At 61.4% G+C, this 21,377-nt stretch carries 15 protein-coding genes; 4 read left to right on the top strand and 11 right to left on the bottom strand.

Annotated elements, in window-relative coordinates; translation table 11 throughout:
• Window positions 1–3: 3 nt before the first annotated feature.
• Window positions 4–3,723, bottom strand: a complete 3,720-nt coding sequence (locus tag ACVWYF_RS02560; RefSeq protein WP_457064301.1) for a hypothetical protein — start codon at window positions 3,721–3,723, stop codon at window positions 4–6.
• 112 nt (window positions 3,724–3,835) lie between these two features.
• On the opposite strand from ACVWYF_RS02560, the gene ACVWYF_RS02555 reads away from it, so the two are divergent.
• Window positions 3,836–5,329, top strand: a complete 1,494-nt coding sequence (locus tag ACVWYF_RS02555; RefSeq protein WP_457064299.1) for an FAD-dependent monooxygenase — start codon at window positions 3,836–3,838, stop codon at window positions 5,327–5,329.
• A gap of 42 nt (window positions 5,330–5,371) precedes the next feature.
• On the opposite strand, the gene ACVWYF_RS02550 is transcribed toward ACVWYF_RS02555, so the two are convergent.
• The 6 genes from ACVWYF_RS02550 to ACVWYF_RS02525 all read right to left on the bottom strand — a co-directional run bounded on the left by ACVWYF_RS02550 (window position 5,372) and on the right by ACVWYF_RS02525 (window position 9,400).
• Window positions 5,372–5,929: a metal-dependent hydrolase gene (locus ACVWYF_RS02550; protein WP_457064297.1), complete on the bottom strand. Its 558-nt coding sequence runs from the start codon at window positions 5,927–5,929 to the stop codon at window positions 5,372–5,374.
• Window positions 5,930–6,102: 173 nt separating this feature from the next.
• The gene (locus ACVWYF_RS02545) at window positions 6,103–6,345 is read right to left on the bottom strand and encodes a hypothetical protein (protein ID WP_457064295.1); all 243 of its coding nucleotides are present in this window, start codon (window positions 6,343–6,345) and stop codon (window positions 6,103–6,105) included.
• A gap of 78 nt (window positions 6,346–6,423) precedes the next feature.
• Window positions 6,424–7,107, bottom strand: a complete 684-nt coding sequence (locus tag ACVWYF_RS02540) for an SIR2 family NAD-dependent protein deacylase (RefSeq protein WP_457064293.1) — start codon at window positions 7,105–7,107, stop codon at window positions 6,424–6,426.
• A 186-nt stretch (window positions 7,108–7,293) separates the two neighbouring features.
• On the bottom strand, window positions 7,294–7,710 hold the full coding sequence (locus ACVWYF_RS02535) for a pyridoxamine 5'-phosphate oxidase family protein (RefSeq protein WP_457064291.1): 417 nt from the start codon (window positions 7,708–7,710) through the stop codon (window positions 7,294–7,296).
• A gap of 116 nt (window positions 7,711–7,826) precedes the next feature.
• A complete protein-coding gene (locus ACVWYF_RS02530) occupies window positions 7,827–8,540 on the bottom strand; it encodes a hypothetical protein (protein ID WP_457064289.1) in 714 nt (237 codons plus the stop codon).
• Between the two features lie 296 nt (window positions 8,541–8,836).
• A complete protein-coding gene (locus ACVWYF_RS02525) occupies window positions 8,837–9,400 on the bottom strand; it encodes a hypothetical protein (RefSeq protein ID WP_457064287.1) in 564 nt (187 codons plus the stop codon).
• A gap of 470 nt (window positions 9,401–9,870) precedes the next feature.
• On the opposite strand from ACVWYF_RS02525, the gene ACVWYF_RS02520 reads away from it, so the two are divergent.
• Window positions 9,871–10,692 (top strand): alpha/beta fold hydrolase, encoded by an 822-nt coding sequence (locus ACVWYF_RS02520; protein WP_457064285.1) that lies wholly within the window; start codon window positions 9,871–9,873, stop codon window positions 10,690–10,692.
• 149 nt (window positions 10,693–10,841) lie between these two features.
• On the opposite strand, the gene ACVWYF_RS02515 is transcribed toward ACVWYF_RS02520, so the two are convergent.
• Entirely contained in the window at window positions 10,842–11,552 is a 711-nt protein-coding gene (locus ACVWYF_RS02515) for a pirin family protein (RefSeq protein WP_457064283.1), read from the bottom strand.
• Between the two features lie 162 nt (window positions 11,553–11,714).
• Window positions 11,715–12,431, bottom strand: a complete 717-nt coding sequence (locus tag ACVWYF_RS02510; RefSeq protein ID WP_457064281.1) for a pirin family protein — start codon at window positions 12,429–12,431, stop codon at window positions 11,715–11,717.
• 168 nt (window positions 12,432–12,599) lie between these two features.
• Between ACVWYF_RS02510 and ACVWYF_RS02505 the strand changes: the two genes are divergently transcribed.
• Window positions 12,600–13,268 (top strand): HAD family hydrolase, encoded by a 669-nt coding sequence (locus tag ACVWYF_RS02505; RefSeq protein WP_457064279.1) that lies wholly within the window; start codon window positions 12,600–12,602, stop codon window positions 13,266–13,268.
• 3 nt (window positions 13,269–13,271) lie between these two features.
• On the opposite strand, the gene ACVWYF_RS02500 is transcribed toward ACVWYF_RS02505, so the two are convergent.
• Together ACVWYF_RS02500 and topA are read right to left on the bottom strand one after the other, a co-directional pair.
• On the bottom strand, window positions 13,272–14,120 hold the full coding sequence (locus ACVWYF_RS02500; protein WP_457064277.1) for a DUF4846 domain-containing protein: 849 nt from the start codon (window positions 14,118–14,120) through the stop codon (window positions 13,272–13,274).
• 78 nt (window positions 14,121–14,198) lie between these two features.
• A complete protein-coding gene (gene topA / locus ACVWYF_RS02495; protein ID WP_457064275.1) occupies window positions 14,199–16,709 on the bottom strand; it encodes a type I DNA topoisomerase in 2,511 nt (836 codons plus the stop codon).
• Between the two features lie 336 nt (window positions 16,710–17,045).
• Between topA and ACVWYF_RS02490 the strand changes: the two genes are divergently transcribed.
• Window positions 17,046–21,371 carry a HAMP domain-containing protein gene (locus tag ACVWYF_RS02490; RefSeq protein ID WP_457064273.1) on the top strand — a complete coding sequence of 1,442 codons (4,326 nt, stop codon included), beginning with the start codon at window positions 17,046–17,048 and terminating at the stop codon, window positions 21,369–21,371.
• Window positions 21,372–21,377 lie beyond the last annotated feature (6 nt).

Genomic DNA, 21,377 nt, shown 5'->3' with positions numbered 1-21,377 from the left:
CCACTACTTATCCAAGCGGAAGCCCAGGCCGAACTGAATGAGCGAGCTCTCCACTGACTTCTGGTAGGACACGGCGAAGGCCAGGGTTTCAACCACCGGGGCGATGTAGAAACCCGCGCCGTAACCCGAATGCCAGCCGCCGGGCGAGGCGCCCTGGTAGTACACACGGCCCTGGTCGTAGAAGCCGAACACGCCGTAGTAGAAGGGCAGGAAGCCGTTTTTGACTTGGCCGAGGGCGAGGCGCAACTCCGTGTTGTAGTACAGGCTGGCGTCGCCGCTGAAGCGGTTGCGGTAGTAGCCGCGCAGGCCTTCGTTCTGGCCGATGCTGGCGAATTTGTAGAAGGGAATATCGTTGTCGGGACCGTAGTTTTTCGCACCGCCACCTTTGAGTACCAGCGTAACAGGCAGGCCAATTTTGGCCGTGCCATAGTATTCGGCGAAGCCCTGGGCGAGGCCGAAATTGCTCTTGGTGTTGGTAAGCTGGTAGTAGCTGTCGTGCTGCACCCGGATGCGGACGCCGCGCTGGGCGAAGCTGGGGCGGTTGCGCAGGTCAAGGTCGAACACGCCGTTCAGGCCCACTAGCTGCTGCTGGCTGGTATTGGGGCGCACGTCGGCGGGGCGGGTGTTGATGGTGCCGAGGTAGGTATTGTCGCCGAAGCTACTGGTGTAGTTCTCGTAGGTGGGGCCGACGCGGATGACGCTGCGCTGGAGGAAGGTGCGCTCCAGAAACGCATTCACGGTGTAGCCCTGGTAGCGGGCGTTGTAGAACTTATTGTCGTACAGCGTCTGGTCGAAGCCGGTATTGTTGCCCAGCCCGAAGAAGCGGTAGAAGGGGAAGTAATTGCCGTAGCTGGCCGTCGCGCCCACATCAACTTTGCCGATGGCGTAGCGGTGGCGGGTGCTGGCCGTGAGCTGGAACAGGCCATTGGCGCTGCCCTGCACGTCGAACGAGTACATGTTCTTGTAGCCCGGCTTGCGGAAGCCCTGGCGCAGGAACGTTATGCCCGCGCTGGCCCCGAACCCATCGTTGGCGTTGTAGAACAGGCCGATGCTGGGCTTGTAAGAGTTGAATTCAAACTGCTCGCGGTCGTACTCATTCACGCCGGGGCGGGTGCTGGTGCGGTTATCCGACTCGGGGCCGAGCTGCATTTCGGTGTCGGGCAGGTCGTAGATTTTGGTGCGGGCGCGCAGGCCGGTAGCGGTGGAGTTGTCGGCGATTTTATCCTTGCCGTCGCCGCCAATCACGCGCACCAGAATGCTATGCTTACCGCCCTCGCCGGTGACGGTGATAATATCCTTGCCGCCGAGGCCGTACAGGCACACCTCTTCGGTTTCCCTGGGCTTGAAGGTGCGGTCGAACAGAGCCGCGCCTTTGGGGTTTTCGGTGTCGCCGGCGCGGTCGAACATCTGCACGCGCACCTGGCCGTCGGGCATCCGGTTCACCTGAAACACCTCGCCTTTATTCGAGCCCACGACATCTACCCGCTTGGCCAGCAGCAGGTAATACTCGTCAATGGCCTTGGGCAATTCTTGGATGCGGGCTTTGAGCTTGCGGTTGATATCCTGCGCCGACAAGGACTGGATTTCGGCCGGAAGCTGGGCCGTGGCCCCGTCGATAACGGTGGGGGTGATTTTAGCTTGCAGGTATTTGGCGGTTTCCTGCCATTGCTCGCGGGTGAGGTTTTGCAGTAGGAACCTATCCAGGTGGCGGGCGGGCCAGTTCAGGCTTTTCATATCCTCGAACTGGTCGTTGAAGCCTTCGATGCTGGGCACGGCCCACTCGCGGTTGGCGAGGTAGGTGAGGAAGCCGTTCCAAAGGGTGAAGCTTTGGTCACGGTCTCGCGGAATGGGGCGGTAGAGGGTGCCGCCGTCCTTCTGCTTGTAGCCGGCCCACTTCCAGTTGTCTTCGTGCTTGCCGAAGTCGGCCACCAGCATGTCGAAGGCACGGGCGCGGGCCAGAGCGGGAGCGTCCACCTTGTTGTCGTGGTCCTTATAGAGCTTGCGGAACAGACCGAAGCTGCGCGTCACCTCATCGGAGCCGCCAAAGCCGGGCAGGTTGGGCTTGGGGTCTTTGGGCGAGTCTTCGAGGGTGCCAAGTAGGTTGGCGTAGTCGGCGCGGTAGGGGCCGAGTTGCTGGTTATCGGGCAGGCGGAACAGGCGCGGGCGGGCGTGCAGAATGTCCGTCTGGTCCAGCATGTAGCTGATGGGCAGGTTGGAGTACGGGTTGGCCGTGGCCGTCACGTCGCGCAGAATATCCGAGGCAATGGAATTGCGCAGCTCGGGCGGCAGAATCTTGGTCACGTCCTTGTCCACGGAGCGGAAAACGTATTCAGCGCTGTCGGCCGCGATGAGCTTGAGCGAAGTCGTCTGGCGTCCACCGCCCTTGCCGGTGGGGCGCAGGCCGCCTTTTTCTGTGTTCAAATCCAGCGTTTTCACCGTCACCGGTTGCAGCCAGGAGGAGCGGTAGATGTCGCCGATGAAAAACGTCTTGCTACCGGTAGGCTTGTACTCCGGGCCGGGCACTACGGTGGTCGTGGCCTGAAAAGGAGCGTCGGACTTGGCTTCGGCTACGGTTTTGGTCGAGCCGGGGCAATTGGTGATGAACGGGTTGGCAGGCGCTTTCTGGTCGCCATCGTCGGCGCAGCCTGAGCGGAAGAGGGTGGCGGTGTAGGCGTCCTTAGCCGCCGTACCTTTGTCATCGAAGTTGAAAACGTGCGTCTTCACGGTGCCGTCGGCAAAGTATTCGAGGGTGGTGTAGCCTTCCTCACTTTTGCTGTAAAGCGACTGGCCTTTTGCGCCGACATGCTCGCTTTCAACAAAACTGCCGCTTACGATGTGGTAATTGCCCTGGAAGGGCGTGACTTGCAGGCTGTAATCGTGCGCGGCGGCGTAAATCACACCGGGGTTGCTTTGTAGGGTGTTCAGCAACTCCTTTTTCAATTCCTGGTAGCGCGGGTTGGCTAGGTCGCGCGGGGTGCCCACGTTCTGGCGGTAGGCAGCGTAAATGGTGCCGAAAACGGGCGGGCTGAGGTGGCGCGAAAGCGGCTCGTGGCCGCCGTACACGCCGTTGGTGACGACCGGGTGGTGGCCCAGTAGCAGCACGTTCTTGTTCTTGGTTTCGTCGATGATGTCCTGGAGTTGCTCGCGGAATTCCTCTTTGGTGAGGGTTTTGCAGTCGGTATCGGGGGCTTCGGGGCGGTCGAAGGGGTGCGTGAACCAAGGGGTGTTGATGGCCACGAGGCGCACCAGTGGGGCCACGTCTACTACTTCGGGGCCGGGGCAGCCGTTGGTGGGGATGAAGGCATTCTGGCCGGGCAGCTGCTTCTCGATGTATTTTTCGAGGCGGCGCACGGCTTTGAGGCCGGCGGGGCCGGAGTTGGCCCAGTCCTTATCGCCGGGCAAGAAATAGATTTTGCCCTGCGGCAAGCCCTTCACCAGCGCAATTAGGGCATCGGCGCGGTCACGCTCGACCTGGGCCAGGGCGGTGTCGCCCTTGGCTACGAGGCCGGTGTTGCCCACAATGTCGCCGAGGTGGACCACGGTGAAAGGTCCCTTTTGCTGCTCCAGCGCGGCGCGCAGCAGTTTGAAGCGAGTGGCGGGCAGCTCGGCCTGGGCGGTGTTGCCCAGCAGGAAAACGGTGTGGGCCGGGGCTTGGGCGAAACCGGGGGCCGAAGCAGTAAGAAACAGCCCGGCGAAGAGGGCGCGAACGTAGCGAAAAGGCATAAGCGAGGAAGATATAACCCTCTTCTACGGCTGAAAAGCAAGGTGAGGCTAATTATAGTCGCCTGAAAGACGCATTTGGCTATATTTACCTGCCAACCCGCCGAATTTGCCGATGAATCCAACCGCCGCTAATGTGCTGATTGCCGGGGCCGGCCCGTCGGGGCTGATGCTGGCGCTGGAACTGTGCCGCCACGGCGTGCGCCCGCGCATTATCGACCCGCTGCCGGGGCCTTCGCCCCTTAGCCGGGCCCTGGTCATGCACGCCCGCACCCTGGAGCTGCTCGACCGCCACGGGCTGGCCGATACGTTCGTAGCGCAGGGCGAAATCGTGCGCGGCGCGGCCCTGCGCCGGAAAGGGCGCGTGGCGGCTGTGCTGGCGTTGGGCCGCATCGGGGAGGGGCTGAGCCCGTTTCCCTTTTCCCTGATGATATCGCAGGACCAGACTGAACGGCTGCTGCGCGAGGCACTGGCCGCCCACGGCGTGGCCGTGGAATGGAACACCAGCCTGACGGGCCTCGCGCAGGACGCGGGCGGGGCCTCCGCCACGCTGCAAGCCCCCGGCCATCCGCCCGAAACGGTGCTCGCAGCCTACGTGGCGGGGTGCGATGGGGCTCACTCGGCCGTACGGCACGCGCTGGGCATCGGCTTTCCGGGTGGGACGTACGAGCAGGTGTTTTTTGTGGCCGATACCGTGACCGAGGGCTTGGATGAGGATGCCCGGCTGGGGCGGCTGTTGGAAGTGTCGCTGGCCCCGCGCACCTTCAACGCCTTTTTTCCAATGCCGCAGGGGCGCATGCGCGTCATCGGCCTGCTGCCCGATGGGCTGGCCCCGGAAGCCGCCACCTTTGCCGCCGTGCAGCCCGGGCTGGAAGCGGCCGAGCACGTCCGGGTGCAGTCGGTGAGCTGGTTTGCGACTTACCGGGTTCACCACCGGGTGGCCGACCATTTCCGGCAGGGCCGGGCGTTTCTGGTGGGCGACGCGGGCCACATCCACAGTCCGGCCGGCGGGCAGGGCATGAACACCGGCCTCGGCGATGCCGTGAACCTGGGCTGGAAGCTCGCCGCCGCATTGCAAGCCGCTGCGCCCGAGGCGCTGCTCGATACCTACGAAGCGGACCGCATTCCCTTTGCCCGGCAGCTGGTGGCCACTACCGACCGCGCCTTCACCGGGGCCACGCGGGCCACGGCTTGGGCCAGCTTCGTGCGCAGCTGGGTGGCCCCGCTGGTGCTGCCGCTGGTCGTGCGCGTGCCCGCCATCCGCCGGCTGATGTTTCGAGCCATTTCCCAAATCGGCATCGCGTACCCGCATTCGCCCTTGAGCGAGGGGCGGGCCGGGAACGTGGCGGGCGGCCAACGGCTGCCCTGGGCCGCCGGGCGCTACGAGGCGCTGCGGCCCGTGGGCTGGCACCTGCTGCACGTTGGCCCGGTACTGGCGGCCCGGGCGTGGGCAGCCGCGCACGCAGTGGCCGCCACGGAAGTTGCTCCTGCTGCGGCTGAAACGCCGGGCACCGTGTACCTCGTGCGGCCCGATGGCTACGTGGGGCTGGTATCGGCTGCTTTCAATGAAGCGGAATTTACCGCCTATGCCCGGCAGTGGCTGGGATAGTAGGGGGCTCAAATTTGAGGATTGAGCCTGGTGGTTGAGCGGCTATCGCCGTGCCGGGCGGGCTTGGGTTTGGGAAGGCCAAAATGCCTGCCAGCCCAGTAGCAGCAGGCACGGCAGCCCCACCCACAGGGCTTCGCTGGCCAGCACCCGCAGCCCCTTGGTTCCGAAGAACCCCCGAATGCTCAGGGGCGATACTTTGATGGGTCGGAAGGGGAAGAAATAGCGCTCCGGGTGCCAGGGGCTGAAAAAAGCCACGCCGAGGCCGCCGGTCGTCATGGCATCAAGCAGGCCGTGCGAGGCGGTGGCCAGAAACAGCAGCAGCGCCAGCCGCCCGGCCGCTGGACGGTGGGTTGGCCGGGACAGTCGGGCCAGCAGCATGCCCACGGCGGCTACAATAGCCGCTGCCAGCAGTGAATGCGTGAGCCCGCGATGGCCCCAGAGGCTGTCGTACGGCACGCCCAGGCGGTAGCCCACCGAATCCACATCGGGCAGGGCGGCACAGAGGGCGGCGGCCACCCAGTAGGGCCAGTGCCGGCGGTTGGGGAGCAGGAGCTTGCCCAGGGTGACCCCCAGGGCAGCGTGGCCGAATGCGGAAGCCATGAAAGGCAGGAAGGGGAAAACGCGACTGGTCCGCCTGCCGGGAGCAGGCGGACCAGTCGCAAGAAGGGAGTTACCAGCGGCGAATGAAGCCGTAGTGCTCAAGCAGCCACAATCCAGCGACGATGGCGACGATAATAAGGGCTTTGGGCCAGAACTCACCCCAAAAGCCGCCCTTAGAGGGGGGTGTCATCGGGCTGCCAGGTGAGCACCATGTGATGCACCGGCATCACCACAAACTCGGGGTGGTGGCGCAAGTCTTCGTGGTTGGCGAGGGCCCAGTCGAAGGCCGCCTGTTCGGTTTCGAAGTCCTCGGATGCCTGCGCAATGGGCCTGAGCATCATGTGATGGTGCTGGTGGTCGGCGTCGTGCTCGTTGCGTAGGCCGAGCAGCTTGTATTTGGTGACGATTCTGTACATGTCGCGAAGGTAGAAAAGAGAATTTATTTGGAAGGCAGATTTTTCCGATAGTGGCCCGTTGTGTGTTGGCCTTCCTGCTTAGCCCGCCAACTCCTTCAATACCTTGGGCACGCCGGTGCTGGCGGCTTCGGCCACGTAGCGGACGCCACGCCGGCCGGCTTCGGGCTGGTGCGGGTCGATGACGAAGACGGGGCAGGTGGCGGGGGCGTAGTGCAGCAGACCGGCGGCGGGGTACACTTGCAGGGACGTGCCCACGATGAGCAGGGCATCGGCGGTGGCCACGGTTTCGGCGGCTTCTTCGATGGCGGGCACCATCTCGCCAAACCAGACGATGTGGGGGCGCAGTTGGGAGCCGTCGGGGGCAAGGTCGCCGAGGTGGATGTCGCCGGGGCAGTCGTAGGCGGTGGTGTCGTCGGCTACGGAGCGCATCTGGTTTAGCATGCCGTGCAGGTGCAGCACGTCGGTAGAGCCGGCGCGCTCGTGCAGGTCGTCCACGTTCTGGGTGATGATGCTGACGCGCCAGCCGGGGGCTTCCTCGAAGCCGGCCAGGGCGAGGTGGGCGGCGTTGGGCTGCACGGTACGGGCCTGGGCGCGGCGCTGGTTGTAGAAGTCGAGCACCAGGGCGGGGTTGCGGGCAAAGCCTTCGGGGGAGGCCACGTCTTCGACGCGGTGGTCTTCCCAGAGGCCGTTGGTGTCGCGGAAGGTGCGGATGCCGGACTCGGCCGAGACGCCGGCACCGGTGAGGACGACGAGGTGTTTCATGGGTTGGGATAGGAGGGTGTGGGAGTGGAAGAACCCCCGTTGTAGAACGTCATGCTGAGCGCAGTCGAAGCATCTCTACCGCAATAGTAAATCCGTTCGATTGGATTAGTTACGCGGTAGAGATGCTTCGACTGCGCTCAGCATGACGGCCTTTTTGAGTGATTAACGTTCTACAATTCCTGACGGCTACAGCGTCACTTCGCCGTCTTCTTCGCCGTGCCAGAACTTGATGCGCCGGGCCTGCACGCGGATGAGCACGATGCCGGGCGTATCAATCCCGTCTTTGAACCAGCGTTTCAGCTCGGGGAGCCAGTGTTTTTCGAGGGTGGCTTTTTGGCGGATGAGGGTGGCGGTGCCTACCACGGACACGTAGAGGTAGTCGGGGCCGGAAAAGCCGAGGCTGACGTGCGGGTTCTCGGTGATGTCGGCGACGGTGCGGGAGCCTTCGTAGCTGAAATAGTAGGAATTGCCATCGTATTCCACGTCACCGTTGTTGCTCATGGGGCGGGTGCTGAGGTGGCCGCGGCTGGTGTGGGTGGTGAGCAGGGCGATGTCGAGCTTCGCCATTTTGGCGGCGACGGCTTTGAGGGTGGTTTCGGCCATGAGATGTTGGGGGGGGAAGGAGTGAGCGCGGAGTACGTGGAGCAGGCGGCGGTGGTTCACGAAAAAAGCCCACTGCGGGGCAGCGGGCTTTGAAACGGGGGACGAATTGGGCCGGGTTAGGGCTTGGTGGGGGCCACATCGCCGCTGGGGGCAGAGCCGGGGCGGTCGACCACGGCGCGGGCATCTATGACGCGGTTGTAGAATTCGGCATCGCGGCGCTTGTACTTGCGCATCAGGCGCTGGAAACGGTCTTTGAGCAGGGTGCCAAGCTCGGCAAACTCGGCGCGGAGGCTGGTGCGGGTGGCCTTGCCGTCGACCTGGGCCTGGCGGGGGGCAGTTTTCAGGCCGTTGAAGGCACCGATGGCGTCCTGCAATTCCTGGATGCGGGCTTTGTCGATGCCGTATTCGTCTTCGAGCACGGCTTTGTGGTTGGGCAGCTCGGCGAGCAAGGCGGTGGCCACGTCGGAGAGGCGGGAGCCGCGCAGGTTGAGCAGGTCGGCTTCGCTGTAGTCGGACAGGGCTTGCAGGGTGGGCTGCTTCTTGTGGGGGTCAGAGGCGTAGGCGAATACGTCGCCGGCAATTTCGCCGGCAATCATTGCCAGGGTGGCGCGGGCGTTTTCCTTGTCGGACTTGCCGCCGGCGGGGGCTCCGGGGTTGGCCGTGCGCTGGGTAGCGGTGCGCAGGGGCTGCATGTCGGCAATGATTTCGTCGAGGCGCTGGGCTACGGTTTGCAGGGCTTTGTCGGCGGCGTAGGGGGTGGGGTTGGCTTTGAGGGCGGCAGAGAGGTTTTCGGCGGCAGTGAGGCGGTTGTCCTGTTTGGCGGTAAGCATGTGTGTGGGGTAGGAAACAATGAAAAAGTGGGAGACGCAGCAGGGGCCGGGGTTTGGAAAGGCGCGGCCAGGGTTTGGAAAGGCGGGACTAGGATTTTTCTACGCGTGACTTGGATTAGGGAACCCGTGGCGGGGGTTTGGAGCGTCGTGGCGTAGGTTTGGGAAGGTGAGGCGGGGGTTTGGGAAGGCGTGGCCGGGGTTTGGAGAGGTGAGGCGGGGGTTTGGGGAGGTGGGGCCGGGGTTTGGGTGAGCGTGGCGCTAGTTAGGGAAAATTGTTGGGTTTAGGGTAGAGGGTTTTAATATTTTACATCAAACCGACCCTCTGAAATTGTTGCCGATTGGCTGCGGTCAATAGTGCCTTGTAAATACCCCTCAAACGTGCCGGAAATCACGCGCGCAATGGTATCAAGACGGGTAATTTCGATGCGGGTGCGAGAGGGGTCGAAACTATCATAAGTGGGGTCGCCGGGTTGTTGTGCGAGGCCATAGCTAATACCCCCGGAGCGTGCTCGGTACTTCGGGCCTCGTGGTGGAATGACAAAGATTCCGGTCTGGAATAAGCTGTCACAGCTGAGCTCGAAATTCTCGCCTCTTTTTGAAGTCGTCAAAAAGGCAGTTATGATAAATTGCCCGCGCTTGAGATTGTAATAAGCATCCAATGGCACCTCAATGCAAGGGCCTCCACCAAAGCCGAAGCAACGCCTGCCATAGGGCTGCCAAACTCGGCCGTCTACTCGAAAGCTGACGGTATTGGCACCAGTCTGCGTAGCGGGCGTAAGCTCAAAACTGGGTTCGGGGGAACCTGATTTGCAGGCCGCCAGCAGTAAGGAAAGCGACAGTAACCAAGTGGCGTTTTTCATGATTTGAGTATCAGCGTCCTGAATGGTGGTTGAGCCAGTAATAGATACTGATAAACCTACTTCCTGCCAAACATAAGCGCAACGTAACTTTTACATAAAGTGGACTTGATGCCTGCTGTTCTAGGGTAAATAATGCGCTTAAAGCAAGTTAGTTGGCCTGTTTTAAAAGGACTCTTGAATTTCTTGGGTCATAGCTGTTCATTCAGAATCTGCTACAACTATGGATAGTCAATAGAAATGCGCCGCCGCTCCCGTAACCGGAGCAGCGGCGCGTTTTTCGTTTCTGGCAGGCGTTAGCCGCATTGAGGGGAACTGGCGCACAGCTGCGGATGCTAGTGAGAAAATAGATAATATTTAGAAAACATGATATTTAGCCGCTTGGCCGTTAGTTTTACAAAACAGGGCCACCGGGCGGCGCACCGCCGCCGGGGCCCTGGCGCTTTTTCTCACCTCCTTTTCTGCAGCGTACTATGGCGACAATTACGGTAAAAGACGGCACTGAAATCTATTACAAGGACTGGGGCACGGGCCAGCCGCTGGTGTTTCATCACGGGTGGCCGCTGTCGAGCGACGACTGGGATGGGCAGCTGATGTTCTTCCTCAACAAGGGCTACCGGGTTATCGCGGCCGACCGCCGGGGGCACGGCCGCTCGGGGCAGGCCGCGACCGGCCACGACATGGACACCTACGCGGCCGACATCGTGGAGCTGGCCGACCACCTCGACCTGAAGGATGCCATGCATATCGGGCACTCCACGGGCGGAGGCGTGGCCATCCACTACGCCGCCCGCGCCGCCCAAGGCCGCGTGGCCAAGGTGGTGCTCATCAGCGCCGTGCCGCCCCTGATGCTGCAAACCCCCGCCAACCCCGACGGTGTACCGATGGCGGTGTTCGATGAAATCCGGGAAAACACGGCGACCAACCGGGCGCAGTACTATCACGATTTCAGCATCCCGTTCTACGGCTACAACCGGAAGGGCGCGCAGGAAAAGCAGGGCATCCGCGACAACTGGTGGCGGCAGGGCATGAATGGCGGGGCCAACGCCCATTACCTCGGCATCAAGGCCTTCTCGGAAACCGATTTCACCGACGACCTCAAGCGCGTGGCCCTGCCCGTGCTGGTGCTGCACGGCGAGGACGACCAAATCGTGCCCTTCGCCAACAGCGCCGCCAAGTCCATCAAGCTGCTGCAACACGGCAAGCTGATTGCCTACCCCGGCTTCCCCCACGGCATGCCCGCCACGGAAGCCGCCACCATTAATGCCGATTTGCTGGCCTTTATTCAGGGGTAGGGGCGTTGGCCTCTTTTTGCAAAGCACTAAAAAAGCTGCCTCGGTATGGGGCAGCTTTTTTGCGTTACCAGTAGCGCGGACTTTTAGTTCGCGTCTCGGAGTGATGCGGTAGGTGCGGGGACGCGGACTCACAGAGTCCACGCTACATGCTAATGATTAATCGGGCACTCGATGAGCAAAAACCGCGTGCCGGCCGCCGCTTCGATGCTCACGCTGTCCGTTTCCCAGATGCCAAGGCTGTCGCGGGTGCCCACTGCCTGACCGGCCACCGTCACGCTGCCGCTGATGACGAACAGAAACAGCAGCTTGTTCAGCGGCTTGAAGGCGTAGTCCACCGTTTGGGCCTCGGGGTAGTAGCCGAGGGAGAGCTTGGCGTTTTGGTTTATCCAGCAGTGGGCCGCGCCTTCCTCGTTGCTCACGATGGTGGTGAGCTGGTTTTCGCGCTTGGCTTCCGGGAACTGGCGGCGCTGGTAGCGCGGGCCCACGTTCTGGAGCTTGGGCTCAATCCAGATTTGCAGGAAATTCACGTCGGAGTCGCCCATGTTGTGCTCTTCGTGGCGCAGGCCCGAGCCGGCGCTCATGATTTGCACCCAGTCCTGATGCACCACTTCGGTGTAGCCGAGGGTATCCTTGTGGTTCATGCTGCCGGCCAGCATCACCGAAATAATTTCCATGTTGGCGTGGCCGTGGATGCCGAAGCCGCCGCCGGGCTGCACCACGTCATCGTTGAACACGCGGAGCAGGCCGAAGCCCGTGCGCTCGGGGTCGGGGTAGGGGCCGAAGCTGAGCGAGAGGTGGCTTTTGAGCCAGCCGATGTCTTTGAGGCCGCGCTCGGCGGCGCGGGTGAGGCGGGTTTTCATGGGGCGAAGGATTGGCTTGGTAGTCGGTATCAGGTACTCAATAATCGGATGGATTCTTCGTTTGAAGGCAGTTGGTATTGGGTAATCGGTGGATGGACTTTACCCTTGGTGAGTTTCCCCGCCGACTATTGATTACCCAATACCGACTACTTACAAACAAAATCAAAATGCCATCGGCACTTCCATCAGCAGCAGCTCGGCGTTGCTGTCGGCGCTGATTGCGAGCTTATCGGTTTCCCAGATGCCGAAACCGTCGCGGCGGTGCAGGGCTTGACCATTGATGGTCACGTCGCCTTCCAGCACGAAGGCATACACGCCATTGCCGGCTTTTTTCACGGCGTAGTCCGTCGTGAAGCCCTTATCAAGGTTGCCGAGGTGGAACCAAGCATCCTGCTGGATGTGCGGGTTGGTGCCATCGCCGGCGGGCGATACCACTTGCAGGAGCTGGTTGTGGCGGGCCTCCGGGGCAAAGGTTTCCTGGCCGTAGTTGGGCTTGATGCCGCGCTGGTTGGGGATGACCCAAATTTGCAGGAATTTCACTTCCTGCTTGTGGTTGTGGTTTTTCTCGGAGTGGGCCACGCCGGTGCCGGCGCTCATCACCTGCACGTCGTTTTGGCGGATAACGGTTTTGTTGCCCATCGAATCCTGGTGCTCCAGGTCTCCGGACAGCGGAATGGAGATAATCTCCATGTTGTCGTGCGGGTGCTTGCCGAAGCCCATGCCGCCCGATACGGTGTCATCGTTCAGCACGCGCAGGGCACCGAAATGCACGCGCTCGGGGTTGTTGTAGCCGGCGAAGCTGAAGGTGTGGAAGGAATTGAGCCAGCCATGATTGGCGTGGCCACGGGTATTGGCGAGGTGCAGAACGGTGTTGGCCATGATAGGGGCGTTGGTTAGGTGCGTTGGGATGTCAAATGTATGTACATTTGATGTATATACATCATTGATGGGAAAAAAGTTTTCGAGCTTTGATTATTTTCACTGAGAGCAGGAGGCCGGGCAGCCAGCCGGTACCTTTGTCCCCGTTAATCTTCCGTTTCCGCATTCATGATTCGCACGGTAATCTTCGATATGGACGGCGTCATCATCGACACCGAGCCCATTCACCACCAGGCTTTCCTAGCGGAGTTTGCCGAGCTGGGCATTCCCGTTTCGACCGCCGAGTACGCCACTTTTCTGGGGAAGTCGACGCGCAACGTGTTCCAGCTGCTCAAGCAGCAGTACGGCCTGCCGCAGGACGTGGAAGCCATGGTGATGCGCAAGCGCGAGCTGTTCAATCAGTCCTTTGACGAAGACGCCACCCTCGACCTGCTGCCCGGCGTGCGCGTACTCATCGAGGACCTGCGCCGGCACGATATCCAGTTGGTTGTAGCCTCATCAGCCTCCAAAGCCACCATTTCCCGGGTGTTCGACCGCTTCGGGCTCGGGCAATACTTCACCCACCGCGTCAGCGGCGAGGATTTTGCTGAATCCAAGCCCAACCCGGCCATCTTCCTGCACGCTGCCGAGTTGGCCCGCACGCCCGTCACCAAGTGCATCGTTATTGAAGACGCGGCCAACGGCGTAGCGGCGGCCAAAGCGGCCGGCATTTACTGCATTGCCTACGTCAGCCCGCATTCCGAAGGCCAGAACCTGCACCAGGCCGACCGCATTATTCGAAATTTCAACGAGTTGAGCGCGGCCAGCATCGAGGCTATTGAGCCCGCGCAGGCATAGCGGCTACTCAAACCGCTTCAATTCCTCGCGGGCAAACGTCCATTCCGGCGTATCGAGTTCGGCCTCGGCTGGCCCGGGTACCGCAAACCATGCGCCGAGTGCGGGCGCATCAACATTGCGTAGCACGTGGATGCTCTGGGCCGGCATATAGCTCTGGGCCAGCAGCACGTATTTCTGGTGCGTTGCCGGATTCTCAGCTACCTCCACCACCAGCACCGCGTGCCCGGGCGCGCCGCCGTGAATGAGCACGTCGCCGGGCTGCACCTGCGCCAGCGGCACCGGGCGTAGCTCCCGGCTCAGCGACTTTGTGCCCGCGTAGCCGAACGTGGGCACCAGATAGCGGGCCAGCGCCGCATGGGTGGGCGCTTCGGCCGGCCGGGTGGCGGGTAACACTTCCTCATTGGCCACCCGAAAGGTGCGGCCGGCCACGAAATCCGAAAACCAGAAATCGTAGCCCGTCGTGAGGTGAAAATGCACCTTGTTCGGGTCGTGGCTGAATATGTACTCGGCCCGCAGCCGAATCACGGCATCGGCGCACTGCTGCAAATCCTGGGGTGGCACATCGATGTCGACCACGGCGGCAACTACGTCCTGCCGGTTTTTCAACTGGCCATTGTAGAGGCGCGCTTTGGTGCCGGCGGGCTTCAGCGGCAGACTGCGCAACCACTCGCCCCACGAGCCAGCGGCCACGGGCACGCGCTGGCAGCCGGGCGGGGGCAGAAAGCGGGCCGCCAGGGTTTGACTGGCCCGGCCCGGTACCTCCAGCCACGGGTAGGAGAGGCCGGCCAGGTGCCCCACCGGAGCTGGTGATGCGCCAGCCAGCACGAGAGGCAGGGCGAGTGGAAGCAGCAAGCAGCTGAGCAGCATAAGACGCCAAAAAGCCCGCGAAGTGCGGGCTTTTTGGATATTCGGAACGCCAGGTAGCGGAAATTATTTTGCTTTGGCGGCAGGCTTTTTGGCGGCGGTGGTTTTGGTTGCCGGCTTCTTAGCGGCTGTGGTTTTGGCCGTCGCTTTTTTGGCTGCCGGTTTCTTGGTAGTAGCGGCTTTGGCGGTCTTTTTGGCCGGCGCGTCGGTGTCTTTCTCCTCCTTCGCCGGGGCCGCTTTCTTACCGAAACGGCCACCCTTGGCGGGCTTATCCGGCGTTGCATCGGCCAGCTCCACGCAGCGCTCCAGGGTCAGCTCCGTGGGCTCCTCGCCTTTGGGAATCTTCACGTTCTTCTTGCCCGCCACGATGTAGGGACCGAAGCGGCCGTTTAATACCTGGATATCAGGATTTTCGGGGAAGCTCTTGATGAGGCGCTCCGCGTCGGTCTTGCGCTTCAGCTCAATCAGGGTCACGGCTTCTTCGGCCGTGATGGTGTGTGGGTCCTGCTCCTTGGTGAGGGAGAAAAACTTGCTGTCGTGCCGGATATAAGGGCCGAAGCGACCCAGCGCCGCCGTCATGGCCTTTTCCTCGAACTCGCCCACCACGCGGGGTAATTTGAACAGTTCCAGCGCATCTTCCAGCGTAATGCTCTCGATGAACTGGCCCTTGCGCAGGTTGGCGTAGGCGGGCTTGGTTTCACCCTCAGTGTCGCCCAAGGCCACATAGGGGCCGTATTTGCCCAGGCGGGCCGAGATGCGCTCTCCCGTTTCAGGGTGTACGCCGAGTTCGCGGGTCGCGCCCACGGTGTTGCGGTCGATGTCCTGCCCTGCCTCAATAGTCGCGTGGAACTTGCCGTAAAAGCCGGTCAGCATCTTCGTCCAGTCCTCGTGGCCGTTGGCAATCTGGTCAAACTCGTCCTCCACCTTGGCGGTGAACTGAAAGTCGACAATCGTGGGGAAGTGGGCCACCAGAAAGTCGTTCACCACCATGGCCGTATCAGTTGGGAACAGCTTGGCTTTTTCGGCTCCGTAGTTTTCGGTTTTAACTTCCGTCTGCACCGCGCTGCCATCCAGCGTCAGCACATGGAACTTGCGCTCCTTGCCTTCGCGGGTGTCCTTTTCCACATAGCCGCGCTTCTGCACCGTGCTGATAGTGGGCGCATAAGTGGAAGGCCGGCCGATGCCCATTTCCTCCAGCTTCTTCACCAACGAAGCTTCGGTGTAGCGCGCCGGGGGCGACGAAAACCGCTCCGTGGCGCTAAACCGCAACAGCGGCAAATCCTGCCCCACGCTCAAGGGTGGCAGGCCGCGCGAGAAGCTCGATTCGCCGTCTTTGGCGTCGTCCTCATCCTCGTCGTCCTTGCTCTCGGCATACACTTTCAGGAAGCCTTCAAACGTAATCACCTCGCCCGTGGCCGACAGCGTAACGCCCGGCTGCGTGCTGATGCCAATCACGGCCGTGGTGCGCTCAATCACCGCCTCCGCCATCTGCGAAGCCATGGCCCGCTTGCGGATGAGGTCGTACAAACGCTGCTCCGACGCATCCGAACCCGCTTTCACGGTGCTGAAATCCGTGGGCCGAATGGCTTCGTGCGCTTCCTGAGCCGAGGCCGATTTGGTTTTGAACGTGCGCAGGTGATGGTACTCCGCGCCGTAGGATGCCGTGATGGTCGCCTGCGCCCCCGCCAGGGCCTCGCCTGACAGGTTAACCGAATCCGTCCGCATGTAGCTGATTTTACCGGCTTCGTACAGCTTCTGGGCCACGCTCATCGTCTGGGCTACAGAGAAGCCGAGCTTGCGCGAGGCTTCCTGCTGCAACGTTGAAGTGGTGAACGGTGCCGCCGGGCTGCGCTTGCCGGGCTTCTTATCGAGGCTTTCAATCTGATAAGAAGCCCCCACGCAACGCTCCAAGAAAGCCTCCGCTTCGGCGCGTACCTTATAACGAGTCGGCAATTCGGCCTCCAGCACCGCGCCCCGGCCGGCATCGAAGCGGGCCACCACGCGATAGGCGCTGGCCGAAAGGTGGTTAGCAACTTCCCGCTCTCGCTCCACTACCAAGCGCACGGCTACCGACTGCACGCGGCCGGCGCTGAGGCCGGGCTTCACCTTTTTCCAGAGCACGGGGCTCAGCTCGAAGCCTACGAGGCGGTCGAGTACACGGCGGGCCTGCTGAGCGTTCACCAAATCCTGATTCACCGTGCGCGGGTCGGCGATGGCGGCCAAGATGGCGTTTTTGGTGATTTCGCGGAATACGATGCGGCGCGTTTTGGCTTCGGGCAGGTTCAGCGTTTCGGCCAGGTGCCACGAGATGGCTTCGCCCTCGCGGTCATCGTCACTCGCCAGCCAGACGGTTTCGGCCTCCTTCGAAAGTTTTTTCAGCTGCGCGATGAGCTCGCGCTTGTCCGGCGAAACCACGTAGGTGGGCTTGAAACCATTGGCAATGTCGATGGCATTGTTGTCCTTCGGCAAGTCGCGGACGTGGCCGTAGCTGGAACGCACCACGAAATCCTGGCCGAGGTAGCCTTCAATGGTTTTGGCCTTGGCCGGCGACTCGACAATAACTAAATTCTTGACCATGTGGGCGGGTAAGGGGTGCGGCAGTAGGAATGGGGAGACTGTGGGGGTGAAACGACCAGCTGCGGCGAAAAGTTAAAATTGGCCGCAAAGATGCCGCTTAATTCTTAGCAGTCGCATTCGGAGCAATAATCCGGCCGGAGCCGGGCCTCGGGAACGAGTCCGCATCCCGGCGGGTTCAGCGCCGTACCGGGCAACGTTACCTTTGCTTATTCGCGGCTAACCCCCGTACTTCGCCCTCCCGATTAGCTTTCCCCTTCCTGAATCGATTCCCATACTATTAATATGGCTTCCCCCCAGAATCCGCGACCCAAGGCTCGGCGTGCGCCCGCAACCACTATGGATGTCATTGACGGCGCAATGCCGGACGCCGGCGCGGTTTCGTCGCTCGACGTGGTGCGTACCAACAACGACCTGACCCGCAAAAAGGGCGGTTCGCGCGGCTCCGTTGATACCCAAGACCCGGGCTACGTCAACGACCAGCTCAACCGGGTGCTTTATGCCCTCGATGCCTTTAAGAAGGGCGACGTGTCGGTGCGGCTCACCAAGCAGAACGACGACATCTTCGCCGAAATCGCGGAAGCCTACAATTCAATGGTGGACATGATTGCCGGGGTGGGCGGCGAGGTGTCGCGTATCTCGAAAGTGGCCGGGGTAGAGGGCAACCTCAAGGCGCGGGCTTCGGCCGACGGGGCCGCCGGCTTCTGGCGCGACATGATTAACAACATCAACGGCTTGGTGGACAGCATCGCCGTGCCGGTGTTGGAAGTGGGCAAAGTACTGAAGAACATCAGCCGGGGCAATCTGGACGAAAGCTTCCAGATTCCGGTATCGGGCGACTTCAAATTGATGGCCGAAACCATCAACAAAACGATTGACAACCTGAACATCTTCGCCGGCGAGGTAACCCGCGTGGCGCAGGAAGTAGGCACCGAGGGCAAGCTCGGCGGCCAAGCCAGCGTACCAAATGTGGGCGGTATCTGGAAGGACCTGACCGACAACGTAAACAACATGGCCTCGAACCTCACCGTGCAGGTGCGGGACATTGCCAACGTGGCCACGGCCGTAGCAAAGGGCGACTTGAGCCAGAAAATCACCGTCGATGTAAAAGGTGAATTCCTGCAGCTCAAGCAGAACCTGAACCAGATGGTGGACTCGCTCAACCTGTTTGCCGGCGAGGTAACCCGCGTGGCGCAGGAAGTAGGTACGGAAGGCAAGCTCGGCGGCCAAGCATCGGTACCCAACGTGGCCGGCGTGTGGAAAGACCTGACCGACAACGTAAACAACATGGCCAGCAACCTGACTTCTCAGGTGCGGGACATTGCCAACGTAGCAACTGCGGTGGCTAAAGGCGACCTGAGCCAGAAAGTTACCGTCGATGTAAAAGGCGAGCTACTCCAACTGAAGCAGAACCTAAACCAGATGGTTGACTCGCTGAACCTGTTTGCCGGCGAGGTAACCCGCGTGGCCCAGGAAGTGGGCACCGAAGGCCGCCTCGGCGGCCAGGCCTCGGTGCCCAGCGTGGCCGGTGTGTGGAAGGACCTGACCGACAACGTAAACTACATGGCTAGCAACCTGACCAGTCAGGTACGAGACATTGCCAACGTGGCCACGGCCGTAGCCAAAGGTGACCTGACTCAGACGGTTACCGTCGATGTAAAAGGCGAATTCCTGCAGCTGAAGCAGAACCTGAACCAGATGGTGGCGTCCCTCAACCTGTTTGCCGGCGAGGTAACCCGCGTGGCGCAGGAAGTGGGCACCGAAGGCAAACTTGGCGGTCAGGCCTCGGTACCAAACGTGGCCGGTGTGTGGAAAGCCCTCACCGACAACGTGAACGACATGGCAGCGGCTCTGACCTCGCAGGTACGAGACATTGCTAACGTGGCCACGGCCGTAGCCCGCGGCGACCTGAGCCAGAAGATGACGGTAAACGTGAAAGGCGAAATCTTGGAGCTGAAGAACATCCTCAACCAGATGGTGGACTCGCTCAACATCTTCGGCGACGAAGTAACCCGCGTGGCCCGCGAAGTAGGCACCGAAGGCAAGCTCGGCGGCCAGGCCGTGGTGCCCCGCGTTGGTGGTACCTGGAAAGAGCTGACTGACAACGTAAACACGATGGCCAGCAACCTGACCTCGCAGGTACGGGACATTGCCAACGTAGCCACAGCCGTATCGAAAGGCGACCTTTCGCAGAAGATTACGGTAGATGTCAAAGGTGAGCTGCTGGACCTGAAGGACAACCTGAACCAGATGGTGGACTCGCTCAATATCTTCGCCGGCGAGGTAACACGCGTGGCCCGCGAAGTGGGCACCGAGGGTATCCTCGGCGGTCAGGCCAACGTGCCGAAAGTATCGGGCACCTGGAAAGACCTGACGGACAACGTGAACACGATGGCTAGCAACCTGACCTCACAAATGCGGGACATTGCCAACGTGGCAACGGCCGTGGCCAAAGGTGACCTGAGTCAGAAAATCACGGTAAACGTGCGCGGCGAACTGCTCCAGTTGAAGGAAAACCTCAACGAAATGGTGGACTCGCTCAACATCTTTGGTGACGAAGTAACCCGCGTGGCCCGCGAAGTAGGCACCGAAGGCAAGCTCGGCGGTCAGGCCAAGGTGCCCAACGTGCGCGGGACCTGGAAAGACCTGACCGACAACGTGAACACGATGGCCAGCAACCTGACCTCGCAGGTGCGGGATATTGCCAATGTAGCTACCGCCGTATCGCGCGGCGACCTAAGCCAGAAGGTTTCGGTAAACGTCAATGGCGAACTGCTGGACCTGAAGGACAACCTGAACCAGATGGTGGACTCGCTCAACATCTTCGCCGGTGAAGTAACCCGTGTGGCCCAGGAAGTGGGCACCGAAGGCAAGCTCGGCGGCCAAGCATCGGTACCCAACGTGGCCGGTGTGTGGAAAGACCTGACCGACAACGTAAACTACATGGCTTCAAACCTCACCACGCAGGTGCGGGGCATTGTAAAAATCGTAACGGCCGTATCGAAAGGCGACCTTACCCAGAAGCTGACCCTCGAAGCCAAAGGCGAAGTAGCCGACCTGGCCGACACCATCAACAGCATGGTGGACGACCTTAACCGCCTTGCTTCCGAAGTAAGCCGCGTGGCAAAAGTGGCCGGGGTAGAAGGCAAGCTGACCGAGCGTGCCACGGTAGGCGGCGTATCGGGTTCCTGGAAAGAACTGGTGGATACGCTCAACGCCCTGATTGAGAGCATTGCCTCGCCGGTACTAGAAGTGTCGCGGGTGGTGCGCGCCATCTCCGAAGGCGACCTGACTCAGCGCGTTGAAGTACCCACGACGGGCGATATTCTGGCCATGTCGAATGCGCTCAACCTGGCAGTTGAAAACCTGAACGAGTTGCTCGGCGAAATCAACGACTCGTCTCAGATTGTAGGTACTTCTTCGGAAGAGATGGCCGGCAAGGGCCAGGAAATGAGCCGGGTGACGGTTGACGTGGCACTGGCCATGCAGCAGATGGCCGAAGGTGCTCAGAACCAGGCCTTGAAAACCGACCAGGCCTTCAAACTGATTGAAGAAATCATGCAGGCCACCAAGGAAACGGCCAATAAGGCTGACGTGGTGAACAAAGCGGCTATCCTGGCCGAACAAACCTCCCAGCTCGGTCTGAAAACAGTGGCCGAAGTGGTGAAGAACATGGAGGAAATCTCCAGCGCTTCGTCGCAAACCTCACGCACCATCGAAGTACTGAGTACTCGTTCGGGTGAAATCAGCAAGTCGCTGGGCGTCATTACGGACATTGCTTCGCAGACCAACCTGCTGGCCCTGAACGCCGCCATCGAAGCCGCTCGTGCGGGAGAGGCTGGCCGTGGTTTCGCCGTGGTAGCCGAGGAAATCCGCAAGCTGGCCGAAGGCTCCCGCAAGTCGGCCAACGAAATTGCCACACTGGTAGAAGACGTGAAAAAAGACACGACTTCGGCCGCAACGGCTATTTCAACCATGGAAAACCGAGTGCTCAAGGGCAAGAACGCCACGTTTGAAGCCAGCTCGGCCTTTAAGAACATTGCCACCAGCTCGGGCGAAACGCTGCGCACTTCGCGCGACATTCTCACGGCCACTGAGGTGCAGAAAACCTCGATTGGCGACGTGGTGAAGTACGTGGAAGAAGTGGTAGCCATTGCCGAGCAAACGGCTACCGGCACCCAGCAGGTGGCTGGTACGGCCAAGCAGCTCTCCACGGCCATGCAGGAGCTGACCACCAGCTCGCAACGCCTCACCGACATTGCCGACGACCTGCAGGCCGGCCTCGAAACCTTCCAGCTCAGCTCCTACGAGCCTGAGCCCGAGCCGGAACCCGTACGCCGGGGTGCCCGCGATACCTACCGCGCCCGCGAATCGTACGCCCCCGAGCCGCAGAATGGCATGGTTGCCCGCCGCTCCCAGAGCCGTGCCGAAGCCGCGCCGGCTGCCGCTGATACCAGCCGGCAACCTAATACCACCCGCCGGAATCGTCCCGAGGCAGCAGCGCCGGTAGTGGTTTCGGCTCCGGCCCGCCGGGAGCGTCCCGCCCGGGCGCAAACCGTAGTTCGGACTGAGCAGGCCCATCCCGAGGCAGCGGTTAATGGCAAAGCTGCTAAGAACAGCCCGGCCACCAAGGCTGCGGCTAAGTCGAAAGCCAAAACCAAATAGTTCTCA

This window comes from Hymenobacter sp. UYAg731 (assembly GCF_054061335.1).
This window is presented reverse-complemented; position numbering and strand designations above follow the sequence as displayed.

Coding starts and splice junctions, on each gene's coding strand:
- ACVWYF_RS02560 (WP_457064301.1), bottom strand. CDS start 3,723: ATGCCTTTTCGCTACGTTCGCGCCCTCTTCGCCGGGCTGTTTCTTACT.
- ACVWYF_RS02555 (WP_457064299.1), top strand. CDS start 3,836: ATGAATCCAACCGCCGCTAATGTGCTGATTGCCGGGGCCGGCCCGTCG.
- ACVWYF_RS02550 (WP_457064297.1), bottom strand. CDS start 5,929: ATGGCTTCCGCATTCGGCCACGCTGCCCTGGGGGTCACCCTGGGCAAG.
- ACVWYF_RS02545 (WP_457064295.1), bottom strand. CDS start 6,345: ATGTACAGAATCGTCACCAAATACAAGCTGCTCGGCCTACGCAACGAG.
- ACVWYF_RS02540 (WP_457064293.1), bottom strand. CDS start 7,107: ATGAAACACCTCGTCGTCCTCACCGGTGCCGGCGTCTCGGCCGAGTCC.
- ACVWYF_RS02535 (WP_457064291.1), bottom strand. CDS start 7,710: ATGGCCGAAACCACCCTCAAAGCCGTCGCCGCCAAAATGGCGAAGCTC.
- ACVWYF_RS02530 (WP_457064289.1), bottom strand. CDS start 8,540: ATGCTTACCGCCAAACAGGACAACCGCCTCACTGCCGCCGAAAACCTC.
- ACVWYF_RS02525 (WP_457064287.1), bottom strand. CDS start 9,400: ATGAAAAACGCCACTTGGTTACTGTCGCTTTCCTTACTGCTGGCGGCC.
- ACVWYF_RS02520 (WP_457064285.1), top strand. CDS start 9,871: ATGGCGACAATTACGGTAAAAGACGGCACTGAAATCTATTACAAGGAC.
- ACVWYF_RS02515 (WP_457064283.1), bottom strand. CDS start 11,552: ATGAAAACCCGCCTCACCCGCGCCGCCGAGCGCGGCCTCAAAGACATC.
- ACVWYF_RS02510 (WP_457064281.1), bottom strand. CDS start 12,431: ATGGCCAACACCGTTCTGCACCTCGCCAATACCCGTGGCCACGCCAAT.
- ACVWYF_RS02505 (WP_457064279.1), top strand. CDS start 12,600: ATGATTCGCACGGTAATCTTCGATATGGACGGCGTCATCATCGACACC.
- topA (WP_457064275.1), bottom strand. CDS start 16,709: ATGGTCAAGAATTTAGTTATTGTCGAGTCGCCGGCCAAGGCCAAAACC.
- ACVWYF_RS02490 (WP_457064273.1), top strand. CDS start 17,046: ATGGATGTCATTGACGGCGCAATGCCGGACGCCGGCGCGGTTTCGTCG.